18 protein-coding genes are annotated in these 19,130 nt (G+C 71.2%); 14 read left to right on the top strand and 4 right to left on the bottom strand.

Annotated elements, in window-relative coordinates:
- The first annotated feature begins 6 nt into the window (after positions 1–6).
- From dapF to AB0I81_RS46835, 6 genes are all read left to right on the top strand, one after another.
- Positions 7–819 carry a diaminopimelate epimerase gene (gene dapF, locus AB0I81_RS46860; protein WP_360672296.1) on the top strand — a complete coding sequence of 271 codons (813 nt, stop codon included), beginning with the start codon at positions 7–9 and terminating at the stop codon, positions 817–819.
- Positions 820–867: 48 nt separating this feature from the next.
- Positions 868–1,623 (top strand): hypothetical protein, encoded by a 756-nt coding sequence (locus AB0I81_RS46855; RefSeq protein ID WP_360672293.1) that lies wholly within the window; start codon positions 868–870, stop codon positions 1,621–1,623.
- Between the two features lie 19 nt (positions 1,624–1,642).
- Complete coding sequence (locus tag AB0I81_RS46850; protein WP_360672290.1) at positions 1,643–3,919, top strand: tetratricopeptide repeat protein; 2,277 nt, start codon at positions 1,643–1,645, stop codon at positions 3,917–3,919.
- 280 nt (positions 3,920–4,199) lie between these two features.
- Positions 4,200–5,123, top strand: a complete 924-nt coding sequence (locus tag AB0I81_RS46845; RefSeq protein WP_360672287.1) for a glucose 1-dehydrogenase — start codon at positions 4,200–4,202, stop codon at positions 5,121–5,123.
- A gap of 40 nt (positions 5,124–5,163) precedes the next feature.
- Positions 5,164–5,466, top strand: a complete 303-nt coding sequence (locus AB0I81_RS46840) for a hypothetical protein (RefSeq protein WP_360672284.1) — start codon at positions 5,164–5,166, stop codon at positions 5,464–5,466.
- The gene (locus tag AB0I81_RS46835) at positions 5,463–5,759 is read left to right on the top strand and encodes a type II toxin-antitoxin system RelE/ParE family toxin (RefSeq protein ID WP_360672282.1); all 297 of its coding nucleotides are present in this window, start codon (positions 5,463–5,465) and stop codon (positions 5,757–5,759) included. Before AB0I81_RS46840 ends, AB0I81_RS46835 begins: the two co-directional genes overlap by 4 nt.
- A 44-nt stretch (positions 5,760–5,803) precedes the next feature.
- On the opposite strand, the gene AB0I81_RS46830 is transcribed toward AB0I81_RS46835, so the two are convergent.
- A complete protein-coding gene (locus tag AB0I81_RS46830) occupies positions 5,804–6,805 on the bottom strand; it encodes a helix-turn-helix domain-containing protein (RefSeq protein ID WP_360672279.1) in 1,002 nt (333 codons plus the stop codon).
- 52 nt (positions 6,806–6,857) lie between these two features.
- On the opposite strand from AB0I81_RS46830, the gene AB0I81_RS46825 reads away from it, so the two are divergent.
- The 7 genes from AB0I81_RS46825 to AB0I81_RS46795 all read left to right on the top strand — a co-directional run bounded on the left by AB0I81_RS46825 (position 6,858) and on the right by AB0I81_RS46795 (position 16,011).
- Complete coding sequence (locus tag AB0I81_RS46825) at positions 6,858–7,475, top strand: GNAT family N-acetyltransferase (protein ID WP_360672276.1); 618 nt, start codon at positions 6,858–6,860, stop codon at positions 7,473–7,475.
- A gap of 83 nt (positions 7,476–7,558) precedes the next feature.
- Positions 7,559–9,946 (top strand): FAD-dependent oxidoreductase, encoded by a 2,388-nt coding sequence (locus AB0I81_RS46820; protein WP_360672273.1) that lies wholly within the window; start codon positions 7,559–7,561, stop codon positions 9,944–9,946.
- Entirely contained in the window at positions 9,943–11,145 is a 1,203-nt protein-coding gene (locus tag AB0I81_RS46815; RefSeq protein ID WP_360672271.1) for a sarcosine oxidase subunit beta family protein, read from the top strand. Before AB0I81_RS46820 ends, AB0I81_RS46815 begins: the two co-directional genes overlap by 4 nt.
- Entirely contained in the window at positions 11,145–11,435 is a 291-nt protein-coding gene (locus AB0I81_RS46810) for a sarcosine oxidase subunit delta (protein ID WP_360672268.1), read from the top strand. Before AB0I81_RS46815 ends, AB0I81_RS46810 begins: the two co-directional genes overlap by 1 nt.
- On the top strand, positions 11,432–14,497 hold the full coding sequence (locus tag AB0I81_RS46805) for a 2Fe-2S iron-sulfur cluster-binding protein (RefSeq protein WP_360672265.1): 3,066 nt from the start codon (positions 11,432–11,434) through the stop codon (positions 14,495–14,497). Before AB0I81_RS46810 ends, AB0I81_RS46805 begins: the two co-directional genes overlap by 4 nt.
- A 52-nt stretch (positions 14,498–14,549) precedes the next feature.
- Positions 14,550–15,224 carry an HNH endonuclease family protein gene (locus tag AB0I81_RS46800; RefSeq protein WP_360672263.1) on the top strand — a complete coding sequence of 225 codons (675 nt, stop codon included), beginning with the start codon at positions 14,550–14,552 and terminating at the stop codon, positions 15,222–15,224.
- 16 nt (positions 15,225–15,240) lie between these two features.
- Positions 15,241–16,011 (top strand): endonuclease/exonuclease/phosphatase family protein, encoded by a 771-nt coding sequence (locus tag AB0I81_RS46795; protein WP_360672260.1) that lies wholly within the window; start codon positions 15,241–15,243, stop codon positions 16,009–16,011.
- Positions 16,012–16,063: 52 nt separating this feature from the next.
- Here AB0I81_RS46795 and AB0I81_RS46790 read toward each other — a convergent pair whose 3' ends face one another.
- Genes AB0I81_RS46790 through AB0I81_RS46780 form a run of 3 tightly spaced genes read right to left on the bottom strand, consistent with a single transcriptional unit; the run spans position 16,064 to position 18,403 of the window.
- Complete coding sequence (locus AB0I81_RS46790) at positions 16,064–16,432, bottom strand: PepSY domain-containing protein (protein WP_360672257.1); 369 nt, start codon at positions 16,430–16,432, stop codon at positions 16,064–16,066.
- Between the two features lie 46 nt (positions 16,433–16,478).
- Positions 16,479–17,726 carry a HAMP domain-containing sensor histidine kinase gene (locus AB0I81_RS46785; protein ID WP_360672254.1) on the bottom strand — a complete coding sequence of 416 codons (1,248 nt, stop codon included), beginning with the start codon at positions 17,724–17,726 and terminating at the stop codon, positions 16,479–16,481.
- Positions 17,723–18,403, bottom strand: a complete 681-nt coding sequence (locus tag AB0I81_RS46780; protein WP_360672251.1) for a response regulator transcription factor — start codon at positions 18,401–18,403, stop codon at positions 17,723–17,725. The genes AB0I81_RS46785 and AB0I81_RS46780 overlap by 4 nt, the downstream gene beginning before the upstream one ends.
- Before the next feature lie 92 nt (positions 18,404–18,495).
- On the opposite strand from AB0I81_RS46780, the gene AB0I81_RS46775 reads away from it, so the two are divergent.
- A complete protein-coding gene (locus AB0I81_RS46775) occupies positions 18,496–18,915 on the top strand; it encodes a hypothetical protein (RefSeq protein WP_360672248.1) in 420 nt (139 codons plus the stop codon).
- Positions 18,916–19,130 lie beyond the last annotated feature (215 nt).

The following is a 19,130-nucleotide window of genomic DNA, read 5'->3' as shown; positions in this document are numbered from 1 at the left end:
CCTACAATGCGCTTTCTCAAGGGGCACGGCACCGAGAACGATTTTGTCATCCTTCCTGATCCCGACGGTGAGGTCGATGTGTCGGCCGCGCTGGTCGCCAAGATCTGCGACAGGAGGGCCGGCATCGGCGCCGACGGCGTGCTCCGAGTGGCGCGCACCAAGCAGAGCCACGAGGTGGCCGAGCAGGCCGCGGCGGCCGAGTGGTTCATGGACTACCGCAACTCCGACGGCAGCATGGCCGAGATGTGCGGCAACGGCGTGCGCGTGTTCGCCCGCTACCTGCTCGACGCCGGGCTTGAGGACTCCGCCGACTTCAAGGTGGCGACCAGGGGCGGCCTGCGCGGGATCCACGTCGAGGTCAACGGCGACATCACGGTGGACATGGGCAAGCCGACGGTCGGCGGCGAGAGCGTGGCCACCGTGGGCGGCCACGAGTACACCGGCCTCTGCGTCGACATGGGCAACCCGCACCTGGCCTGCGCCATCGGCGACCCGGTCGTCCAGCTCGACCTCAACCACCAGCCGGGCTTCGACACCGGCGTCTTCCCGACGGGTGTCAACATCGAGCTGTTCAACCCGGTCGGCACCAGCCGCGCCGTCATGCGCGTCTTCGAGCGCGGCTCGGGTGAGACCCGCGCCTGCGGCACGGGCGCGGTGGCCACGGCCGTCGCCGCCGCGCACCTGTCGGGCGACACGACCGGCACGTGGACGGTCGAGGTGGTGGGCGGCACGCTGACCGTCGTGCTCGACGAGGACACCAGCTACCTGTCCGGGCCGGCGATCATCGTGGCCAGCGGCGAGCTGATGCTTGCAGAATGAAGTTCTGATGGGGGATGCTGGGTCTACTTCGTGAACTGAGAGGTGGACATGGCAGACCCACGCACCACCGCAGTGCAGGTCAAGACGCCGATCGGGCAGCTCGGCGGCGGATTCATGGTCTCCAGGGAGGCCAAGGCCCTCTGCGCCGAGTACGGCCTCGGCCCCCGCGAGCTCTACTTCAAAGGGCGCTGCGGCGTGCTCGGCGAGTGCGAGGCCGACGTGGTCACCGCCGTCGCCGTCTTCTTCCCGCACGCTCACGTCGAGGAGTCCTGGAACGGCGCCCGCAAGCTCTCCGCCGAGCGGGCCGTCGAGGTCTACGCCAAGGCGTGCCATGAATGGGGCAGGCGCAAGCTCGGCGACTACGACGGTTGCGCCAGGATCGCCGAACTGCTCCAGCCGGTCGTCGAGCGCGCCTCGCCGGCCGGGGCGCCGCTGTTCGCCGGGTGGCGGGCCGTGCCGCTGCCCGACGACCCGCCCGCCAGGGCCGTCCAGCTCATGCACGTCGTACGCGAACTGCGCGGCGGCCTGCACGCCAACGCCGTGCTCGCGGCAGGGCTGCACCCGCTGGAGGCGACGCTGGCCTCGCGGCACTCGGGGACCCCGTTCGGGGACTCGGAGGGTGTCGCGATCGCCAGGTTCTTCACCTGGCCGGAGCCGTACACCGAGCCGGGCCCCGACGTGATCGCGCGGCGCGCGGCGGTGGAGGAGACCACGGACGACCTCATGGCGCCGGTATTTTCGGTCTTGACGGACAGCGAATCGGACGAGCTGATCGAGCTTCTGCGTTTTGGGCACGCTCGTTGACCTGGCAGACTGACTCCTCATGGACGTGGACATCTGGGCCTGGGTCGGCGATACCCAGCAGCAGCTTTCCGAGGCGGGCAACGTTGGCCTCGCCATGGCGCTGGGAGACCTCCCCGCACAGGCCTATGAGGGCCGTTATCCCCAGCTCGACGTCATGGCCCCGGCCATCGCGCAGCAGGCGGAGGCCCTTGAGCTGCCGTGGCTCGAGTTCTACGCCCGCTACTGGCACCTGATCGGCCGCATCGGCGACCGGGCGCAGGGCGCGGTCGCCGTGGACGACGCCCGGCAACTGCTCACGTTCGCCGAGCGCGAAGACATGAGCGAGTGCCCCGCCGCGCCGGCCGCGGTCGAGGCGCTGGCCATCGCCTGGGCCAACACCGACGGCCCCGGCCACGCCGCCGAGCGGCTGGAGAAGCTCGGCGCGGCCATCGAGGACGTGAGCCCGGAGAAGCCGGCCTTCTCGGGGCTCGTGACCCAGTACGTCGCGGCCCTCATCGACGCCGGCAAGCCGGGCGAGGCCGTGAGCTACGCCGAGTCCGCCGTCGATCGGCTGAAGACGGCCGGGCGGGAGGCGAGCTGGGAGCTCGGCGCCGAGAGCGCCCGCGCGCTGCTGGCCGCCGGCCGCGCCGAGGACGCGCTGGCCGCGCTGCAGGCCGCGGCCGAGTTCCAGGCCGACGACCCGGTGGCCAAGGAGCACCGCGACGGCGTGCGCCGGGCGATGATCCTGGCCACCCTCGACCGCATCGCCGAGGCCGTGGACGCGCTGCCCGACCTCGACGTGGTGGGCGACCACCCGCGCGTGTGGGTCGAGTGGACGCAGGCCGTCGGCAAGCTGGCCGGCTCCTCGCAGATCACCAACACCTGGCAGCTCGGCCGCGTCGTGCGCCAGTGGATGGACTACTACGGCATGATGGGCGCCTACCGCGCCCGCGTCGAGCTCGCGCTGGTCGCGGGCGAGCTGGCGCTCGGCAGGAAGGGCGTGTGGCAGGCCAGGCTGCTGGCCGACCTGGCCGAGTCCGGCATCGCCGAGCTGCGTGAGAGCGACGACCTGACCGAGCGCGTCGCCGCGCTGCGGGCCGCCGCCGACGCCACCGACGAGGCCGCGGCGCCCGGCCCGCGCGAAGAGCTGGTGGGCCTGTTCGACGCCGCCGACGGGTTCAACGCCGACCCGGAGAAGTGGGTCGGCTGGCTGGCCCCGTTGTCCGGCGAGGACATCGAGGCCACCCGCCGCCACACCACCACGCTGGGCTTCCTCGGCTACCCGGCCACCGGCGCCGACATCTACTGGAAGATGCTGGTCGACACCGGCGCCGTCGCCACCGCCGAGTCCGACGACGTGGCCTACCTGACCACGCTGCTCATCGAGGCCCGCCAGGACGAGCGGCTGGAGCAGATGGCCGCGCTGCTGCCGCACGCCGCCCAGCACCTCACGCTGGCCAGGCTGCACAGCGCCCGCGAGCGCTGGCAGGAGACCGTCGACGCGGGCGAGCACGCCATCCACGCCGGGGCCGGGATCGACGCCCGCCGCCTGGTGTCCGGCGCCGCCCAGCAGCTCGACCAGAACGCCAGGGGCGCCGAGGTCCTGCTCGAAGTGCTCGACGAGCTGACCGACGAGGACGTCTGGCGCATGGTCGTCATGGCCACCTCGGCCGAGGACTGGGACACCGTACGCAAGGGCGCGGCCAAGATCGGCATGCCGATCAAGACCAAGGAAGGGCCGATCGAGGAGGAGATGGGCCTGATCAGGCTCATCCTGCCCGCGCCCGACGGCGGCCAGCGCCAGGTGTTGTCCATCCGCACCGGCCCGGCCACCGCCAGGCTGGCCCTGCCGCAGCCGCGCGGCATGGACTACAACGCCGGTGACCTGGTCGTGTTCGACCCGCAGCTCCTTGAGCCGGTCCCCGACGACCCGGAGGAGCAGCAGAACTTCGTGCCGCCGTTCGCCGCGGTGCGCATCCTGCGGCCCGGCGGGTACACCAGCTACTTCTTCGACGGCGCCGCGCCGAGCGAGGAGGACTGGGCGGAATACACCGAGGTCATGGCCGAGCGCGGCTGGCCGATGTGGGTCTACAGCGACGAGAACTACACCGTCAACCACCCGACCAGCGGCGAGAAGCTGCCGGGCGTGTTCGGCTGGGTCGCGGTGCCGCCGGACGTGTCGCCGTCCGAGGTGGACGCCCTGCTCGACGACGCCACCGAGCGGTGGGTGCATCCGCTGGCCTGGCTCGATCTGGCTCGGGAGATCGACGTCGAGGTCGAGCGGCACGAGCGCATCACCAAGGAGTACGGACTCTAGGGTGGTCGCCCGCTCGCGCGGCTTCGTCGCGAGCGGGCCACCTTTCCGCTCCCCGGTCCTCTTCCGCTCCTCGGCGGGATCCGCAGCTCCTCGGCTCCTCGGCAAGACCTGCTTGCGGGGCCGCCCTTACTTGGGCCGCCTTGGAGGGACTCTTTCGGGAGGACCTTCGCACACCTGGCCGAGCCCTCTCCCTGAGACCTTCGCTAACCTGAGCGGGCCCCTCTCTGAGGCCCTCGCCGAAGTGCGGGGGTGAGCAGGGGAGGCTGCCGGGTCAGTGGCAGTGACGGGTGAAACGGGCCTGCGGGTGCCCGGCCAAGACGGCAGGGCGAAGGCGGCCCGACCGGTTGAGCAGTTGGTGAAGGTGAGCGCGGCCGGGGCGTCGTGGTTCCGGTCGGAGGTGAGGGCGGCCGGGCGGCGTGGTTTCGGCCGGGGAAGCGGGGCTGGCGTGCTGGAGCGGTTCAGGCTCGACGGCAAGGTGGCGATCGTCACCGGGGCTTCGGCCGGGCTGGGCGTGGCCTTCGCCCGCGGCCTGGCCGAGGCGGGCGCCGACGTGGTGGTCTGCGCGCGGCGCAAGGACCGACTGGAGGAGACGCGGCGCCTGGTCGAGGAGACCGGTCGCCGGTGCCTGGCCGTGCAGGCGGACGTCTCGCGGCCGGAGGACTGCGACGCGGTCGTGGCCGCCGCCGTGGAGGCCATGGACGGTGTGGACGTGCTGGTCAACAACGCCGGGATCGGCACCGCCGTGCCCGCCCTCAGGGAGACCCCGGAGGAGTTCCGCCAGGTCATCGAGGTCAACCTGCACGGGACGTACTGGATGGCGCAGGCGTGCGCGCGGGTCATGCGGCCAGGCTCCTCGATCGTGAACATCGGCAGCGTGCTCGGCGAGACCACCGCCGGGCTCCCGCAGGCCGCCTACAGCGCGTCCAAGGCGGGCGTCGTGGGGCTGACGCGCGACCTGGCCCAGCAGTGGACCGGACGGCGCGGCATCAGGGTCAACTGCCTGGAGCCCGGTTTCTTCGCCTCGGAGATGACCGAGCAGTACAAGCCGGGCTATCTGGAGCAGATGACCGAGTTCCGGGTGATCATGAAGCGCGCGGGCGATCCGGCCGAACTGGTGGCGGCGGCGGTGTTCCTGGCCAGCGACGCGGCGTCGTACATCACCGGGGTGACGCTGCCGGTGGACGGCGGGATCCTGATCACCTAGTTGGCATGCTTCTCTCGAGCGTGGGAACTACCATGGAGATATGAGCGAAGCGGCGCAGGAAATTCCTCTGGAGGAGTTGCACGCCCATCCTGAACGATGGGATGAGGCCGTGGCCTTGGCCGCTCGTGGCCAGGTGATAACCGTGACAGGCGAAGGAAGGCGACTGGCCGCGGTCGTACCGGCTGATCAGCCCGACCTGGTCGCGCGTCTGCGCGAGACCATCGAAGTGCTCTCCGACAGTGACGCGCTGCATGCCATCGTCGAGTCACGCGCTTCCATCGCCCGCGGTGAAGGTCCCCGCGGTGAGGATGCCATCCGCAGTCTGCTAGATGGTCGGCAGTGACCTCATCGGCCCAAGAGCCGTTTGAACCGGTTCTGGGTGCTGCCGCCAAACGTGCGATCTCCGACAAGCTTCCACCCGATGTCGCTCGCGGAGCAGTCGAGTTCATCCTTGGCCCTCTCATCGGCAATCCCTACAGAGTAGGCAAGCAGCTTCAGGAGCCTCTTGACGGCATCTACAGCGCGCGGCTGATGCGAGAGTGGCGGATCCTCTACGAAATCCACGATCTACAGCAGCCGCGTGAGGTGCACGTCCTCGATATCCGGCACCGTGCTGATGCCTACCATCGGCGTTGATGCTGGGCGGGCTCGCTGCATCCGTCGTCAAAGGGCAACGGCATTCACGGTCCGCTGAGCAGGTCGTGGTGGGCTGCCAGGAAGCCGGCGTGGAAGCGGGTTCTGGCGCCCAGGCGTTCGCACAGGACCTGGACGCGGCGTTGCACCGTGCGTGGGCTCAGGCCGAGTTGCCTGGCGATGGCGTCGTCCTTCATGCCGGCCGCGAGCAGGGCCAGCACCTCCTCGTCGGGGCCCTCGCGGTCCTGGGCCAGCCCTTCGGGTGACAGGCGCAGTGGTACGGCGGCGCGCCACAGTGTTTCGAAGAGGCCGACCAGGGCGTCCAGCAGGGCGGAGGGGTGCACCACGAGTGCGCTTTCCACGGCCCGGTCCTCGTCGGAGACCAGCGGCAGGATGGCGGTGCCGGCGTCGGCGATGGCCAGCTTGACCGGCACCTCCCCGAGCCTGGCCTGCTCGCCGTCGGCGATGGCGCGGCGGGTGTGGGCGAGCATGCCGGGCTGTTCGAAGGCCAGCGGGCTGTAGATGCCGCGGGTGACAGGCGCGCCCCGGCGGGCCGCGCGCCGGCGGTTCTCCTGGTCGTCGCTGATGTCCACCGCGTACGGCGGATGCACCAGGACCAGCATCTCCTTGGTGGCGTTGCGTTCCAGCTGGAGATAGCGCCTGGACACGGCGTCGCGCCCGGTCACCACCTCCAGCACCTCCTCCGGATGCGGCCCGCCGCGCTCGGCGACCTCGGTGGCCAGCAGCGCGGCGGCGGCCCTGCTGTGGGTGAGCTCCTCCTGGCGGCGGGCCACGAGGAGGTCGATGGCGATGGTCGGCGGCGTGGCGATCACGCGCAGCGGACGGCCGGCCACCCGGGAGATCAGGCCGAGGTCCTCCAGCCTGGGCAACATGCGGCGGATGGCGGCGGCGGACGAGCCGGTCTCGGCGGCGAGTTCGCTCAGCGCCGCGGGTCCGTGCCTGAGCAGGGCCCGGTAGGCGGTCTCCTCGGCGACGGTGACGCCGAGCCCTTCAAGTAAGCGCCGCTGCGCCATGTCGCCCTTTCCCACGCTGCTCTCCCACGCGGTGATTCCAGGCCAGCGTACTGGTACGTTGTCGCGAATGATCTCCCCTTACGTGCGTTCGTACCAGTCCCGGGATCTGGACGCGGTCTACGACATCTGCGTGCGCACCGCCGACGCCGGAGGCGACGCCCGTGGCCACTACTCCTCCGACCGGCTCATGGGTGAGCTGTTCGCCGCCCCGTACGTGATACTCGAACCCGGGCACGCCCACGTGGTGGACGACGGGGAGGGCAACGCGGTCGGCTACATCGTGGGCACCGCGGACACCGCGGGGTTCGTGCGCCGCTACCGGGAGGAGTGGATCCCGCGCGCCGGGCTGCCGCAGCCCGCGCAGCCGCCCGCCACGCGTGAGGACATGATGCTGGCCCTGCACTTCAGGCCCGAGCGGATGGACCTGCCCGAGCTGGGGGCCTACCCGGCCCACCTGCACATCGACCTGTTGCCGGACTGGCAGGGCAAGGGGTGGGGGCGCAGGCTCATGGAGGCGTTCTTGGGTGGTCTGAGGGAGGCCGGGGTGTCGGCCGTGCACCTGGGCATGGCGGCGCACAATACGCCGGCGCGCGCGTTCTACGACCGGCTCGGGTTCGAGGAAGTGGTCGTGCCCGGCGTCAGTGGGGTGACCTTCCTGGCGCGGGACACCTCGCCGCTTAAGTAGCCCTTGTTCCGGCGGGTCCGGGACTTTATCGTTCGTTGCGTAGTCCGGTGTGTGTTGCGTATCAAGGAACAACCGGAGGCGCCATGAGCCGACCTCGTCTGGTGATCGTGGGAGCCGGCATCGTGGGCTGTGCCCTCGCCGATGAGCTCACCGAGCGGGGGTGGACGGACGTCACGGTCGTGGACCAGGGCCCGCTCTACGCCGCCGGCGGATCCAGTTCCCACGCCCCCGGCCTCGTCTTCCAGACCAACCCGTCGAAGACGATGACCGAGTTCGCGGCCTACACGGTCGGGAAGTACACCGCTCTGGGCGGCGAGTGCTTCCGTCAGGTGGGCGGGCTGGAGGTGGCCACCACCCCCGAGCGCTGGACCGACCTGCACCGCAAGCACGGCTGGGCCGAGTCGTGGGGCGTCGAGGGGCAACTGCTGGACGCCGGCGAGTGCGCCCGGTTGTGGCCGCTGCTCGCGAAGGACAAGGTGCTCGGCGGCTTCCACGTGCCGAGCGACGGCCTCGCGGCGGCGGTCGCCTGCGGGCGGGTCCAGGCGGAGCGGGCGACAGAGCGCGGGGCCAGGTTCCTGCCAGGACACACCGTGGTCGGCGTCGAGCAGCAGGGCGGGCGGGTCACCGGAGTCGCGGTCATGGTCTCGGGGGAGTACCGGACGATTCCCGCCGACGTGGTGGTGTGCGCCGCCGGCTTCTGGGGGCCCTCGATCGGGAAGATGGCCGGGCTGAGCGTGCCGCTGCTGCCCCTGGCGCACCAGTACGCCAAGTCAGGCCCCCTGGGCGTGCTCAAGGACGGCCCGATCCTCCGCCACCAGGACCGCGACCTGTACTTCCGTCAGCACGGCGACCGCATCGGCATCGGCTCCTACGCCCACCGCCCCATGCCGGTCACCCAGGACGAGATCGGCCCCAAGTCCACCACGATGCCCTCGGTGCAGGCGTTCACCGAGGAGGACTTCGACCCCGCCTGGCGGGACGCGGTCGAGCTGCTGCCCGCGCTGGCCGAGTCCAAGTACGAGGACGGCATCAACGGCATCTTCTCCTTCACCCCCGACGGTTTCCCGCTGATCGGCGAGGCCCCGCACCTCGACGGGTTCTGGCTGGCCGAGGCCGTGTGGGTGACGCACTCGGCCGGGGTGGCGCGGGCGCTGGCCGAGGTGCTGGTGGACGGGCGCTCCGGGTACGACCTGCACGAGTGCGACCTCAGCCGGTTCGAGCGGGCACAACTGTCGCCCGCGTTCGTCGAGGAGCGCGGCAAGCAGAACTTCGTCGAGGTCTACGACATCATCCATCCGCTCCAGCCGATGGAGTCGCCGCGGCCGTTGCGTACCAGCCCGTTCCATCCCAGGCAGCGGGAGCTGGGCGGGGTCTTCCTGGAGGCGGCGGGGTGGGAGCGGCCGCACTGGTTCGAGTCGAACCTGCCGCTGCTGCGGGACGAGCTGTCCCTGGGGACGGAGCGGCGGGATGACTGGGCCGGTCGATACTGGTCGCCGATCGCCGCCGCCGAGTCGCACGCCACCAGGGAGGGCGTCGCGCTCTACGACATGACCCCGCTCAAGCGCCTGGAGGTGAGCGGGCCCGGCTCGGCGGCGTTCCTGCAACGGATGACCACCAACAACGTGGACAAGAAGCCCGGTTCCGTCACCTACACCCTGCTGCTGGACGTCAAGGGCGGCATCAGGTCCGACCTCACGGTGGCGCGGCTGGATGAGGACACGTTCCAGATCGGCGCGAACGGCAACCTCGACCTGGACTGGCTGACCAGGCACGCGCCCGGCGGGGTGCGGGTGCGCGACCTGACGCCCGGCACCTGCTGCGTCGGCGTGTGGGGGCCGCGGGCGAGGGAACTGGTGCAGGGCCTGACCGACATGGACCTGTCGCACGAGAACTTCCGCTACTTCGGCTGCAAGTCCGGATATGTCGGGCAGGTGCCGGTGCTCGCGCTGCGGGTCTCGTACGTGGGCGAGCTGGGCTGGGAGTTGTACACCACCGCCGACATGGGGCTCAAGCTCTGGGACACGTTGTGGGCGCCGGGGCTGGCGATCGCCGGCGGGCGGGCCGCGTTCAACAGCCTGCGCCTGGAGAAGGGGTACCGGCTCTGGGGCGTGGACATGACGACCGAGCACAACCCGTACGAGGCGGGGCTGGGGTTCGCGGTCAAGGACGGCAAGGACTTCATCGGGCGGGACGCCCTGACCAGGGACGTGACGCGTAAGCTGGTGCCGCTGCTCAGCGGCGAGGTCGTCATGGGCAAGGAGCCGGTCAGGCACGCGGGCCGCACGGTCGGGTACGTCACCAGCGCCGCCTACGGCCACACCATCCGGAGCCCCATCGCCTACGCCTGGCTGCCGGCCGAGCTGGCAGAACCCGGGACACACGTGGAAATTTCCTACTTTGGCCGCCGCGTGCCCGCGGAGGTCGCCGCCGAGCCGCTGTACGACCCCGGGATGGAGAAGATCAGGCGTTGAGCCACCCCGACTTCCTCTGGCGCAACCCCGACCCCAAGCCCGCCTACGACGTGGTCATCGTCGGCGGCGGCGGGCACGGCCTGGCCACCGCCTACTACCTGGCCAAGAACCACGGCCTGACGAACGTCGCCGTACTGGAGCGGGGCTGGCTGGCCGGCGGCAACATGGCCCGCAACACCACGATCATCCGCTCCAACTACCTGTGGGACGAGAGCGCCGCGATCTACGAGCACTCGCTCAAACTCTGGGAGGGCCTGAGCGCGGAGCTGGACTACGACCTGCAGTTCAGCCAGCGCGGCGTGCTCAACCTGGCCCACAACCTGGGCGACGTGCGCGAGGGCAGGCGCCGGGTGAACGCCAACCGGCTCAATGGTGTGGACGCCGAGTGGCTGGAGCCTGAGGAGGTCAAGAAGTTCTGCCCGGTCATCAACGTCTCCGCGCGGGCCCGCTACCCGGTCATGGGCGCCACGCTGCAACGGCGCGGCGGCATCGCCAAGCACGACCACGTGGCCTGGGCGCTGGCGCGCAGGGCGGACGCGTACGGGATCGACCTCATCCAGGGCTGCGAGGTCACCGGGTTCGAGCTCACCGGCAACCGCGTGACGGCCGTCGAGACCTCGCGCGGCCGGATCGCCGCCGGGAAGGTCGCGCTCGCCGCGGCCGGGCACACCTCCATGCTGGCCGCCAAGGCCGGGGTCCGGCTGCCGCTGCAGTCGCACCCGCTCCAGGCGCTGGTGTCGGAGCTGCTGGAGCCGGTGCTCGACTGCGTGGTCATGTCGAACGCCGTGCACGTGTACGTGAGCCAGGCCCACAAGGGGGAGCTGGTCATGGGGGCGGGCGTGGACGCGTACAACTCCTACGGGCAACGCGGCGGCGTGCACGTGATCGAGGCGCAGATGGCGGCGGCGCTGGAGCTGTTCCCGATCTTCAGCCGGGTACGCGTGCTGCGTACGTGGGCCGGCATCGTGGACGTCTCCCCCGACGCCTCGCCCATCATCGGCCGCACCCCGGTCGATGGCCTGTACATCAACGCCGGCTGGGGCACCGGCGGCTTCAAGGCCACCCCGGGCGCCGGCTGGGTCTACGCCCACACGCTCGCGGAGGAACGCCCGCACCCGCTGGCGGAGCCGTTCTCGCTGGAGCGGTTCAGCACGGGGGCGCTCATCGACGAGCACGGCGCGGCGGCGGTGGCGCACTGATGTTGCTCATCGACTGCCCGCACTGCGGCCCCCGCGACGAGAACGAGTTCCACTACGGCGGCCAGGCCGGGATCGCCTACCCCACCGACGAGACCACCGACGCGGAGTGGGCGGCCTACGTCTTTGTGCGCGACAACCCCAAGGGCTGGTTCCACGAGCGCTGGTTCCACGTGCACGGCTGCCGGACCTGGTTCGACATCGAGAGGCACACCGTTACCCACGAGATACGGCAGAGCGGCGCTCACGAGTCGCGGCGGACCGGCACTCACGAGATTCGGAAGGCACGATGAGGTTCACGTTCGACGGCCGCCCGATGCGGGGCGAACCGGGTGACACGCTGGCGGCGGCGCTGCTGCGGGACGGGGTGCGGGTGGTGGGCCGCAGCGTGGACCTGGGCCGGCCGCGCGGGATCTTCACGGCCGGTCCCGAGGAGCCGAACGCCCTGGTCAGGGTGGGCTCCGACCCGATGCTGGCGGCCACGACGGTCGAGCTGTACGACGGTCTTGAGGCGTGGAGCCTGCGCGGCAAGGGGCGCGTGGACCTGGACGCGCCGGACGACAGGCGCTGCGACAAGGGATACCTGCACTGCGACGTGCTCGTGGTCGGCGGCGGCCCCGCCGGGCTGGCCGCCGCGACGGCGGCGGGCCGGACGGGCGCGCGGGTGATCCTCGTGGACGAGCAGCCCAGGCTCGGCGGCGACCTGCTGAACTCCCGCCTGCTCCTGGACGGCGCGCCCGCGCTGGACTGGGTGACCGGACTCGACCTGCCGGGCAGGGTGCTCACCCGGACGACCGCCGTCGGCTACTACGACCACAACTACGTGGTGGCCGTGCAGCGGCGGGCGCGCGGCGAGCGGTTGTGGCACATCAGGGCCCGCCGGGTGGTGCTGGCGACGGGCGCGCACGAACGTTCGCCCGCCTTCCCCGGCAACGACCGGCCGGGCGTGATGCTGGCCTCGGCGGCGCGCGCGTACGCCAACCGGTACGGCGTCGCGCCCTGGCGGCGGGCCGTCGTGTTCGCCTGCGCGGACTCCGGCTACGAGGCGGCCCGCGACCTGGAGGCGGCCGGCGTGTCCGTCGTCGCGGTCGCCGATCCCCGCGACGGCCAGGTGGTGACCGGCACGACGGGCGACGCGGACGGCGTGCTGAACGGCGTTCTCATCGGGGAGCGGCACGTCGAGGCCGACCTGCTGGCCGTGGCCGGCGGCTGGAACCCGGCCGTGCACCTGTTCAGCCAGTCGCAGGGGCGGCTCAGGTTCGACGCGGAGTTGCAGGCGTTCGTGCCGGACGCCTCGGCCCAGGCTGAGCGGTCGGCCGGGGCATGCAGGGGCCTGTACGGGACGCGCGAGGCCATCGTGGACGGCTACGCGGCCGGAGCCGAGGCCGCCGGGGACAACCCGTACGGGCTGCGGGTGCCCGACTGCGACGAGCAGCCCCTGCGCCCGCCCGCCGCGCTGTGGCTGGTCGAAGGCCAGGACGCCTTCGTGGACCTGCACCGGGACGTGACCGTGAGCGACCTGGCCATGGCCACCGGGACCGGGATGCGCTCGGTCGAGCACGTCAAGCGCTTCACCACCGCCGGCACCGGCGCCGACCAGGGCAAGACCTCGGGCGCGGTCGTGGTGGGCATCATGTCCGCCCTCCTCGGCGCGGCTCCCGGCCAGGTGGGCACGACCACGTTCCGGCCGCCGTACGCGCCGGTCTCCTTCGCCACGCTGGCCGGCCGCGACCGCGGCGAGTTGTCCGACCCCGTCAGGACCACGGCCATGCACGACTCGCATGTCGCCAGGGGAGCGGTGTTCGAGGACGTCGGCCAGTGGAAGCGCTCCTGGTACTTCCCGCAGGACGGCGAGCCGATGGAGGAGGCCGTGCGGCGCGAGTGTCACGCGGCCCGCACCGCCGTGGCCGCCATGGACGCCTCCACCCTCGGCAAGATCGACATCCGGGGCGCCGACGCCGGGGCGTTCCTGGACCGGGTCTACACGAACATGTACTCCACGCTCGCCGTCGGAGCCTGCCGCTACGGGCTGATGTGCGGGGCGGACGGGATGGTGTTCGACGACGGCACCACGACCAGGCTGGCCGAGGACCACTACCTGATGACCACGACCACGGGCAACGCGGCCGCGGTGCTCGACTGGCTGGAGGAGTGGCACCAGACGGAGTGGCCGGACCTGGACGTGTCGTTCACCTCGGTCACCGACCACTGGGCGACGGTCGCCGTCGTGGGGCCGCGGGCCAGGCAGGTGATCGCGATGCTCGCGCCGGGGGCGCTGGACCTGGAGTTCATGCGGTACGCGGACATCGACGTGCTGGGGGTGCCCGGCAGGGTGTTCAGGATCAGCTTCTCGGGGGAGCTGGCGTACGAGGTCAACGTGCCCTGGGCGTACGGCAGGACGGTCTGGGAGGCGGTGCTGGCCATGGGGGCGGTGCCGTACGGGACCGAGACCATGCACGTGCTGCGGGCCGAGAAGGGCTTCGCGATCGTCGGCCAGGACACCGACGGCACGGTCACCCCGCAGGACCTGGGCATGTCGTGGATCGTCTCCAAACGCAAGCCGGACTTCGTGGGCAAACGCTCGCACGCCCGCCCCGACACCGCCCGCCCCGGCCGTAAGCGCCTGGTCGGCCTGCTGCCCGACGATCCGGCGACCCTGGTCGACGAGGGCGCGCAGCTCATCCCGGCCGAGGGCGGGGGCCCGATGCTCGGGCACGTGACCTCCAGCTACCGCAGTGCCGCGCTCGGCCGCACCTTCGGTCTGGCGCTGGCCAGGGACGTCGCGGTCGGCGACCGGCTCACGGCCGTGTCGGGGGAGTCGGCCGATCCCGTCACCGTCGTGGAGCCCGTCTTCTATGACCCGGGCAACGCCCGCCGCGACGGCGAGCCGCTGACGGCGGAAGGGTTGCAGTGCGAGACCGGGTTCCGGGCGGAGAGCCCGGCCGCCGCGTTCGCGGACCGGTTCGAGGCGGCGGGCACGGAGTCCGTACGGCTGCGCGAGGTGCCGTTCGAGCCCATGTGGGAGGTGCGGGGCACGGACCCGGGCGTCGGCCTGCGACTGGGCCCATCCTGGTGGCTCGTTTCCGGAAATATCCCGCCACGGCCGGGCTGGGTGGACGTGTCGGGTCAGCGGACGATCCTTGAGCTCTCCGGGCCCGCCGCCGAGGACGTCCTGATCACCGGCTGCCCCCTGGACCTGCACCCGTCGGTCTTCCCCGGCCACGCCCAGACCCTGCTGGGCAAGACCTCGGTGATCCTGGAACGGCCCGCCCCCCACGTCTACCGCGTCTACGTCAGATCGTCTTTCACCAAATACCTGGCGGAATGGCTGCTGGATGCCGTAGAAGCGCTATAACGGGGCATTACCTAGACTTTACGAAAACATCGACGAAAGTCTGGGAGCGGGCGTGCGGGTACGGGCGTTCATGGCCGGTCTGGCCACAGTTGCGGTGCTGGCCGGTTGCGGAGGGCTCGACACGGCGCGGTCCACGGGCGGCGGCGATGACGCGAAACCGGACTCGGCCACGATCTCCGACGCCAAGAAGAAGCTGAAGGACCTGGCCGTCAAGGGCCGCGCCCCGAAGACCGGCTTCGACCGCGACGAGTTCGGCCCCGCCTGGTCCGACGTGGACCGCAACGGCTGCGACACCCGCAACGACATACTCAAGCGCGACCTGGAGGAGGAGACCTTCAAGTCCGGCACCCACGACTGCATCGTGCTGACCGGCACCCTGGACGACCCGTACAGCGGCAAGACCATCAAGTTCAAGCGCGGCCAGGACACCAGCACGGCGGTGCAGATCGACCACGTGATCCCGCTGTCGGACGCCTGGCAGAAGGGCGCGCAGCAGTGGTCGGACACCAAGCGCAAGGAGTTCGCCAACGACCCGCTGAACCTCATGGCCGTGGACGGCCCGCTGAACGGCCAGAAGAGCGACTCCGACGCCGCCACCTGGTTGCCGCCGCGCAAGTCCTACCGCTGCACCTACATCGCCAAGCAGGTCGAGGTGAAGGCGAAGTACGAGCTCTGGGTCACCTCTGCGGAGAAGGACGCGATGCAAGGCATTCTGGACGGTTGCTGACGTAAGATCACGAGCCATGCGACGTAGCCCGGTGATCGTCTTATCCGCCCTTCTGCTGTTGCCGCCCGCGCCCGCGCAGGCCAGGGCCGCGAACGTGGTGGTGCTCGACTGGAACGTACGCGGCGAGACGGCCGACATGAAGGCCATCGCCAAGGTGATCCGCGACAGCGGCGCCAACGTCGTCACCCTTCAGGAGGTGCACCGCAGGCCGGGGGCGGACCAGGTGCGTCAGCTCGCCGACGAGCTGGGCTGGGACCTCACGGACAACGCCCACTTCGGCGCGGGCGACGACGTCGGGCCCTGTGACGATCCGCAGCCGGGTAAGGCGGGGAACGCGATCCTGTCGTCGTACAAGATCGTGGAGCGGGTGACGATCCCGCTCACGAAGTTCGCGACCTGTCCCGTCAACCGTTCCCTGGCCGGCGTCAAGCTCGACCTCGGCGAGGGCGCGCAGTTGCGGGTGTTCACCACCCACCTGTCGCCGGGGTTGTCGCAGACCTCCGTCGGCCGCCGCGAGGCCCAGGCCGCCAAGGTGCTGGACTACTTCGGCAACCGCTCGCCGCTGGTGCTCACCGGCGACTTCAACGCCCAGCCGGCGGACCCGCTGTCGAAGCGGTTCAGGAACGCGGGCTGGCTGGACGCCGGCGGCAAGCACGCCAACAAGCCCACTCACGGCAGCGCCCGCATCGACTACGTCTACACCCGCGGGATGACCACGACCAGCGGCTCCGTGCTCGCGACCACCCTGTCGGACCACCGGCCGATCGTCATGCGGATGGTTCGCTGACATGACAGTGCCGGCCCGCCGATGGCGGGCCGGCACGGTGCTTCCCCCAGGATCAGTCGTCGTCGTTGTCGTCGTCCCCGTCGTTGTCGTCGTCGTTGTCATCCTGGTCGGCCTGCTGCTTGGTGACCTTGCCCGAGGCCGCGTCCACGTCCACCTCGTGCCGCTCCGAGCCCTTGGTCAGCTCCAGCTCCCACACGTCGGCGTTCTTGCCGCGGTTGTCGAAGTCGAGCTCGCTGACCCAGGAGCCCGGGACCTCCTTGAGCGCGATCCCGATCGCCCGCTCCGCCGTGACCTTCGGTGCGACCTGCGCGACGGCGGCGTCGGAGTCGGAGGTGGCGTAGGCGGCGGTGGCGTACACGGCGCCGCCGGTGGCGGCCAGGGAGACGATTCCAGCAACGAGGAGTTTCTTCGTGATCTGCATGCTTCTACGCAATCGTGATCCCTGGTAATCGTGCGCTAAAGGATGGTTAAGACGGCGAAAACGCGAGCAGCACGTCCACCCGGGCGCCGCCCTGCCGCTCGGACCTGGAGACGGTCAGGCCGCCGCCGGAGGACTCCGCCGTACGCCGGGCGATGTCCAGGCCGAGCCCCGTGGAGCCGCCCTTGCTGTTGCCCCGCTCCAGCAGTTCGGGCTCGAACCCGGGTCCCGAGTCCTCCACGGTCAGCAGCGCGCCCTTGGCCTCGCGCGCCAGCCGTACCGCCATGGAGACCCCTTCCGGAGTGTGCGCGAAGACGTTGCCGAGCAGCGCGTCCACGCACGCGGCCAGCTCCTCCGCGCCCACCGCGACCGGCAGCGGCCCGCCGGGCAGCGCGATCGACACCTCGCGGCCCTGGTCCTCGGCCAGCACCGACCAGAACCTGACGCGCTCGCGCACCACCGCCGTCGCGTCGCACGACTCGCGCCCGGCAGAGCGCCGCCGCGCCTCGGTGATGACCGCGCTCACCGCGCGCTCCAGAGCGTCCACACGGGCCTGTACGCGCGCCGCCTCCTCAGGGTCCCGCAACGACTCGGCGTCCAGCCGCAGGCCCGTCAGGGGCGTCCGCAGCCGGTGTGAGAGGTCGGCCACGGACTCCCGCTCGGCCGCCAGCAGTTCGTCGATCCGTCCCGCCAGATGGTTGAGCGCCAGCGCCACCGAGCGCACCTCGGGCGGCCCGCCCGGCTCGGCCCTGGCCGTCAGGTCGCCGCCGGCCAGCCGGTGCGACACCCGCGCCAGCCCGTCAACCGGCCGCGTCACGGCCAGCGCCAGCCGGTCGGCCAGCACGATGCCCAGCGCGACGAGGCCGATCCCGAGCAGCAGCAGCGCCAGCCACGCCTCCCGCACTCCGCGCATCAGCTCGGAGTCCGGCACGAACACCCTGACCACGGCCGTCCCCTCGGACGACTGCGCCGAGACCAGCACCTCCCTGCCGCCCCTGGCCTCGGCGGTGACGCTGCGCCCCGTCGCGGCCAGGCGTACGGCGTCGGACCAGTCCGCCTTGACGCCCACGGTGCGGTCGCCTGGCAGGTACACCGTCACGGGCCGCGACACCTGCTCCACGGCCAGCTCCAGGTCGGGGGTGCCCACCGCGACCGCGACGAACTCGGCCGCGGACGTGGCCCGGCTCATCGCCCCGTTCTCGGCCACGGCCCTGATCAGCAGCGCCATCGGCACCAACAGGGCGATCAGCACCAGCGAGGTCGTCGCCGCGACGAGCAGCGCCAGCCAGCGCCTCATGACGGCTCGACGAGCTTGACGCCGACCCCTCGCACGGTGTGCAGATAGCGCGGCTCGGCGGCCGTCTCGCCCAGCTTCCTGCGCAACCACGACAGGTGCACGTCCACGGTCTTGTCCGCGCCGCCGTAGGGGAGTTGCCACACCTCGGTCAGCAACTCCCGCTTGGTGACCACCTCGCCCGGCCGCGTCGCGAGATAGTGCAGCACGTCGAACTCGCGCGGCGTCAGATCCAGCTGCCCGCCGTCGAGCGAGGCGGTACGCGCCCGCGGATCCACCCGCAGCGCCCCCACCGCCAGCGGCTCCTCCGGCGGCGCCCCGCCCGCCCGCCGCAACACGGCCCGCACGCGCGCGTCGAGCTGCGCCGCGCTGTACGGCTTGACCACGTAGTCGTCGGCCCCCGCGTCCAGCACGGGCACCATCTCGGCGTCGCCGTCGCGGGCCGTGGCCACGATCACCGGCACCCGGCTGACCGCGCGCAACATGCGCAGCAGCTCCACCCCGTCCAGGTCCGGCAGGCCCAGGTCGAGCACGATCAGGTCGGGCCGGTCCTGCACGGCCAGCCGCAGCCCCTCCAGCGCCGTGGGGGAGGAGGAGACGGCGTGGCCGAGCTCCCGCAGGCCGCGGCTGAGCGCCGTACGGATCGCCACGTCGTCCTCGATGAGCAGGATGTCCGCCATATACAAGAAGCTAGACGCTCCCGGGCGATGAACTGGGCGCCCTTATCGTCGCCTTAACCTGGCCTTAGCCGTACGTGGGAGAACGTATTTCCATGAAGAAGCTGGTCGCGGCCTGGGTCGCCACCGCGGTCGCCGCCACCGTCGCCGCCGTGGCGGTGATCAGCCTGCTCGGCAACGGCCTCACCGGCACCGACAGCCACGTGCTCAGCGGGCCGGAGATCCGCTCGGCCCTGGCCACCGCCACCGCCCGCACCCCTGACCCGGCGCGCGCCGCCCCCTCGCAGACGGCGCAGAGCAAGCTGATCCGCAGCCCGGGAGGCACGGTGATCGCCTCGTGCGACGGCGACCTGGCCACGCTGCGCAGGTGGAGCCCGGCCCAGGACTACTCGGTGGACGAGGTCGAGCCGGGGCCGGCGCGGGAGGCGAAGGTGGAGTTCGAGCCGGACGAGGGCGATGAGGTCGAGCTGACCATCACGTGCGCCGGCGGCGTCCCCGTTTCCCGGATCGGGTAAGCCTCCTTACCGAGATCAAACCAGACGCTTATCGACCGTTATCGGTTTGCAATAGCATGGTGTGATCTATCTCTCAATAGTTTTGCCATCACACCGCGCTCAACGAGTGGCCCAGATCACGATGCCCATTGAGCGGCCGGCCCGGCCGGGCTCCTGCCGAAAGGCCCGAGAAGGGGTGCCCGGCCCCTGGTCGGACCGGGAATCCGGCCGACTCT

It is taken from the genome of Nonomuraea sp. NPDC050404, assembly GCF_040655495.1.
Taxonomy (GTDB): domain Bacteria; phylum Actinomycetota; class Actinomycetes; order Streptosporangiales; family Streptosporangiaceae; genus Nonomuraea.
Note: the sequence above shows the minus strand (reverse complement) of the source record. Positions and strands in the feature narration are given on the sequence as shown.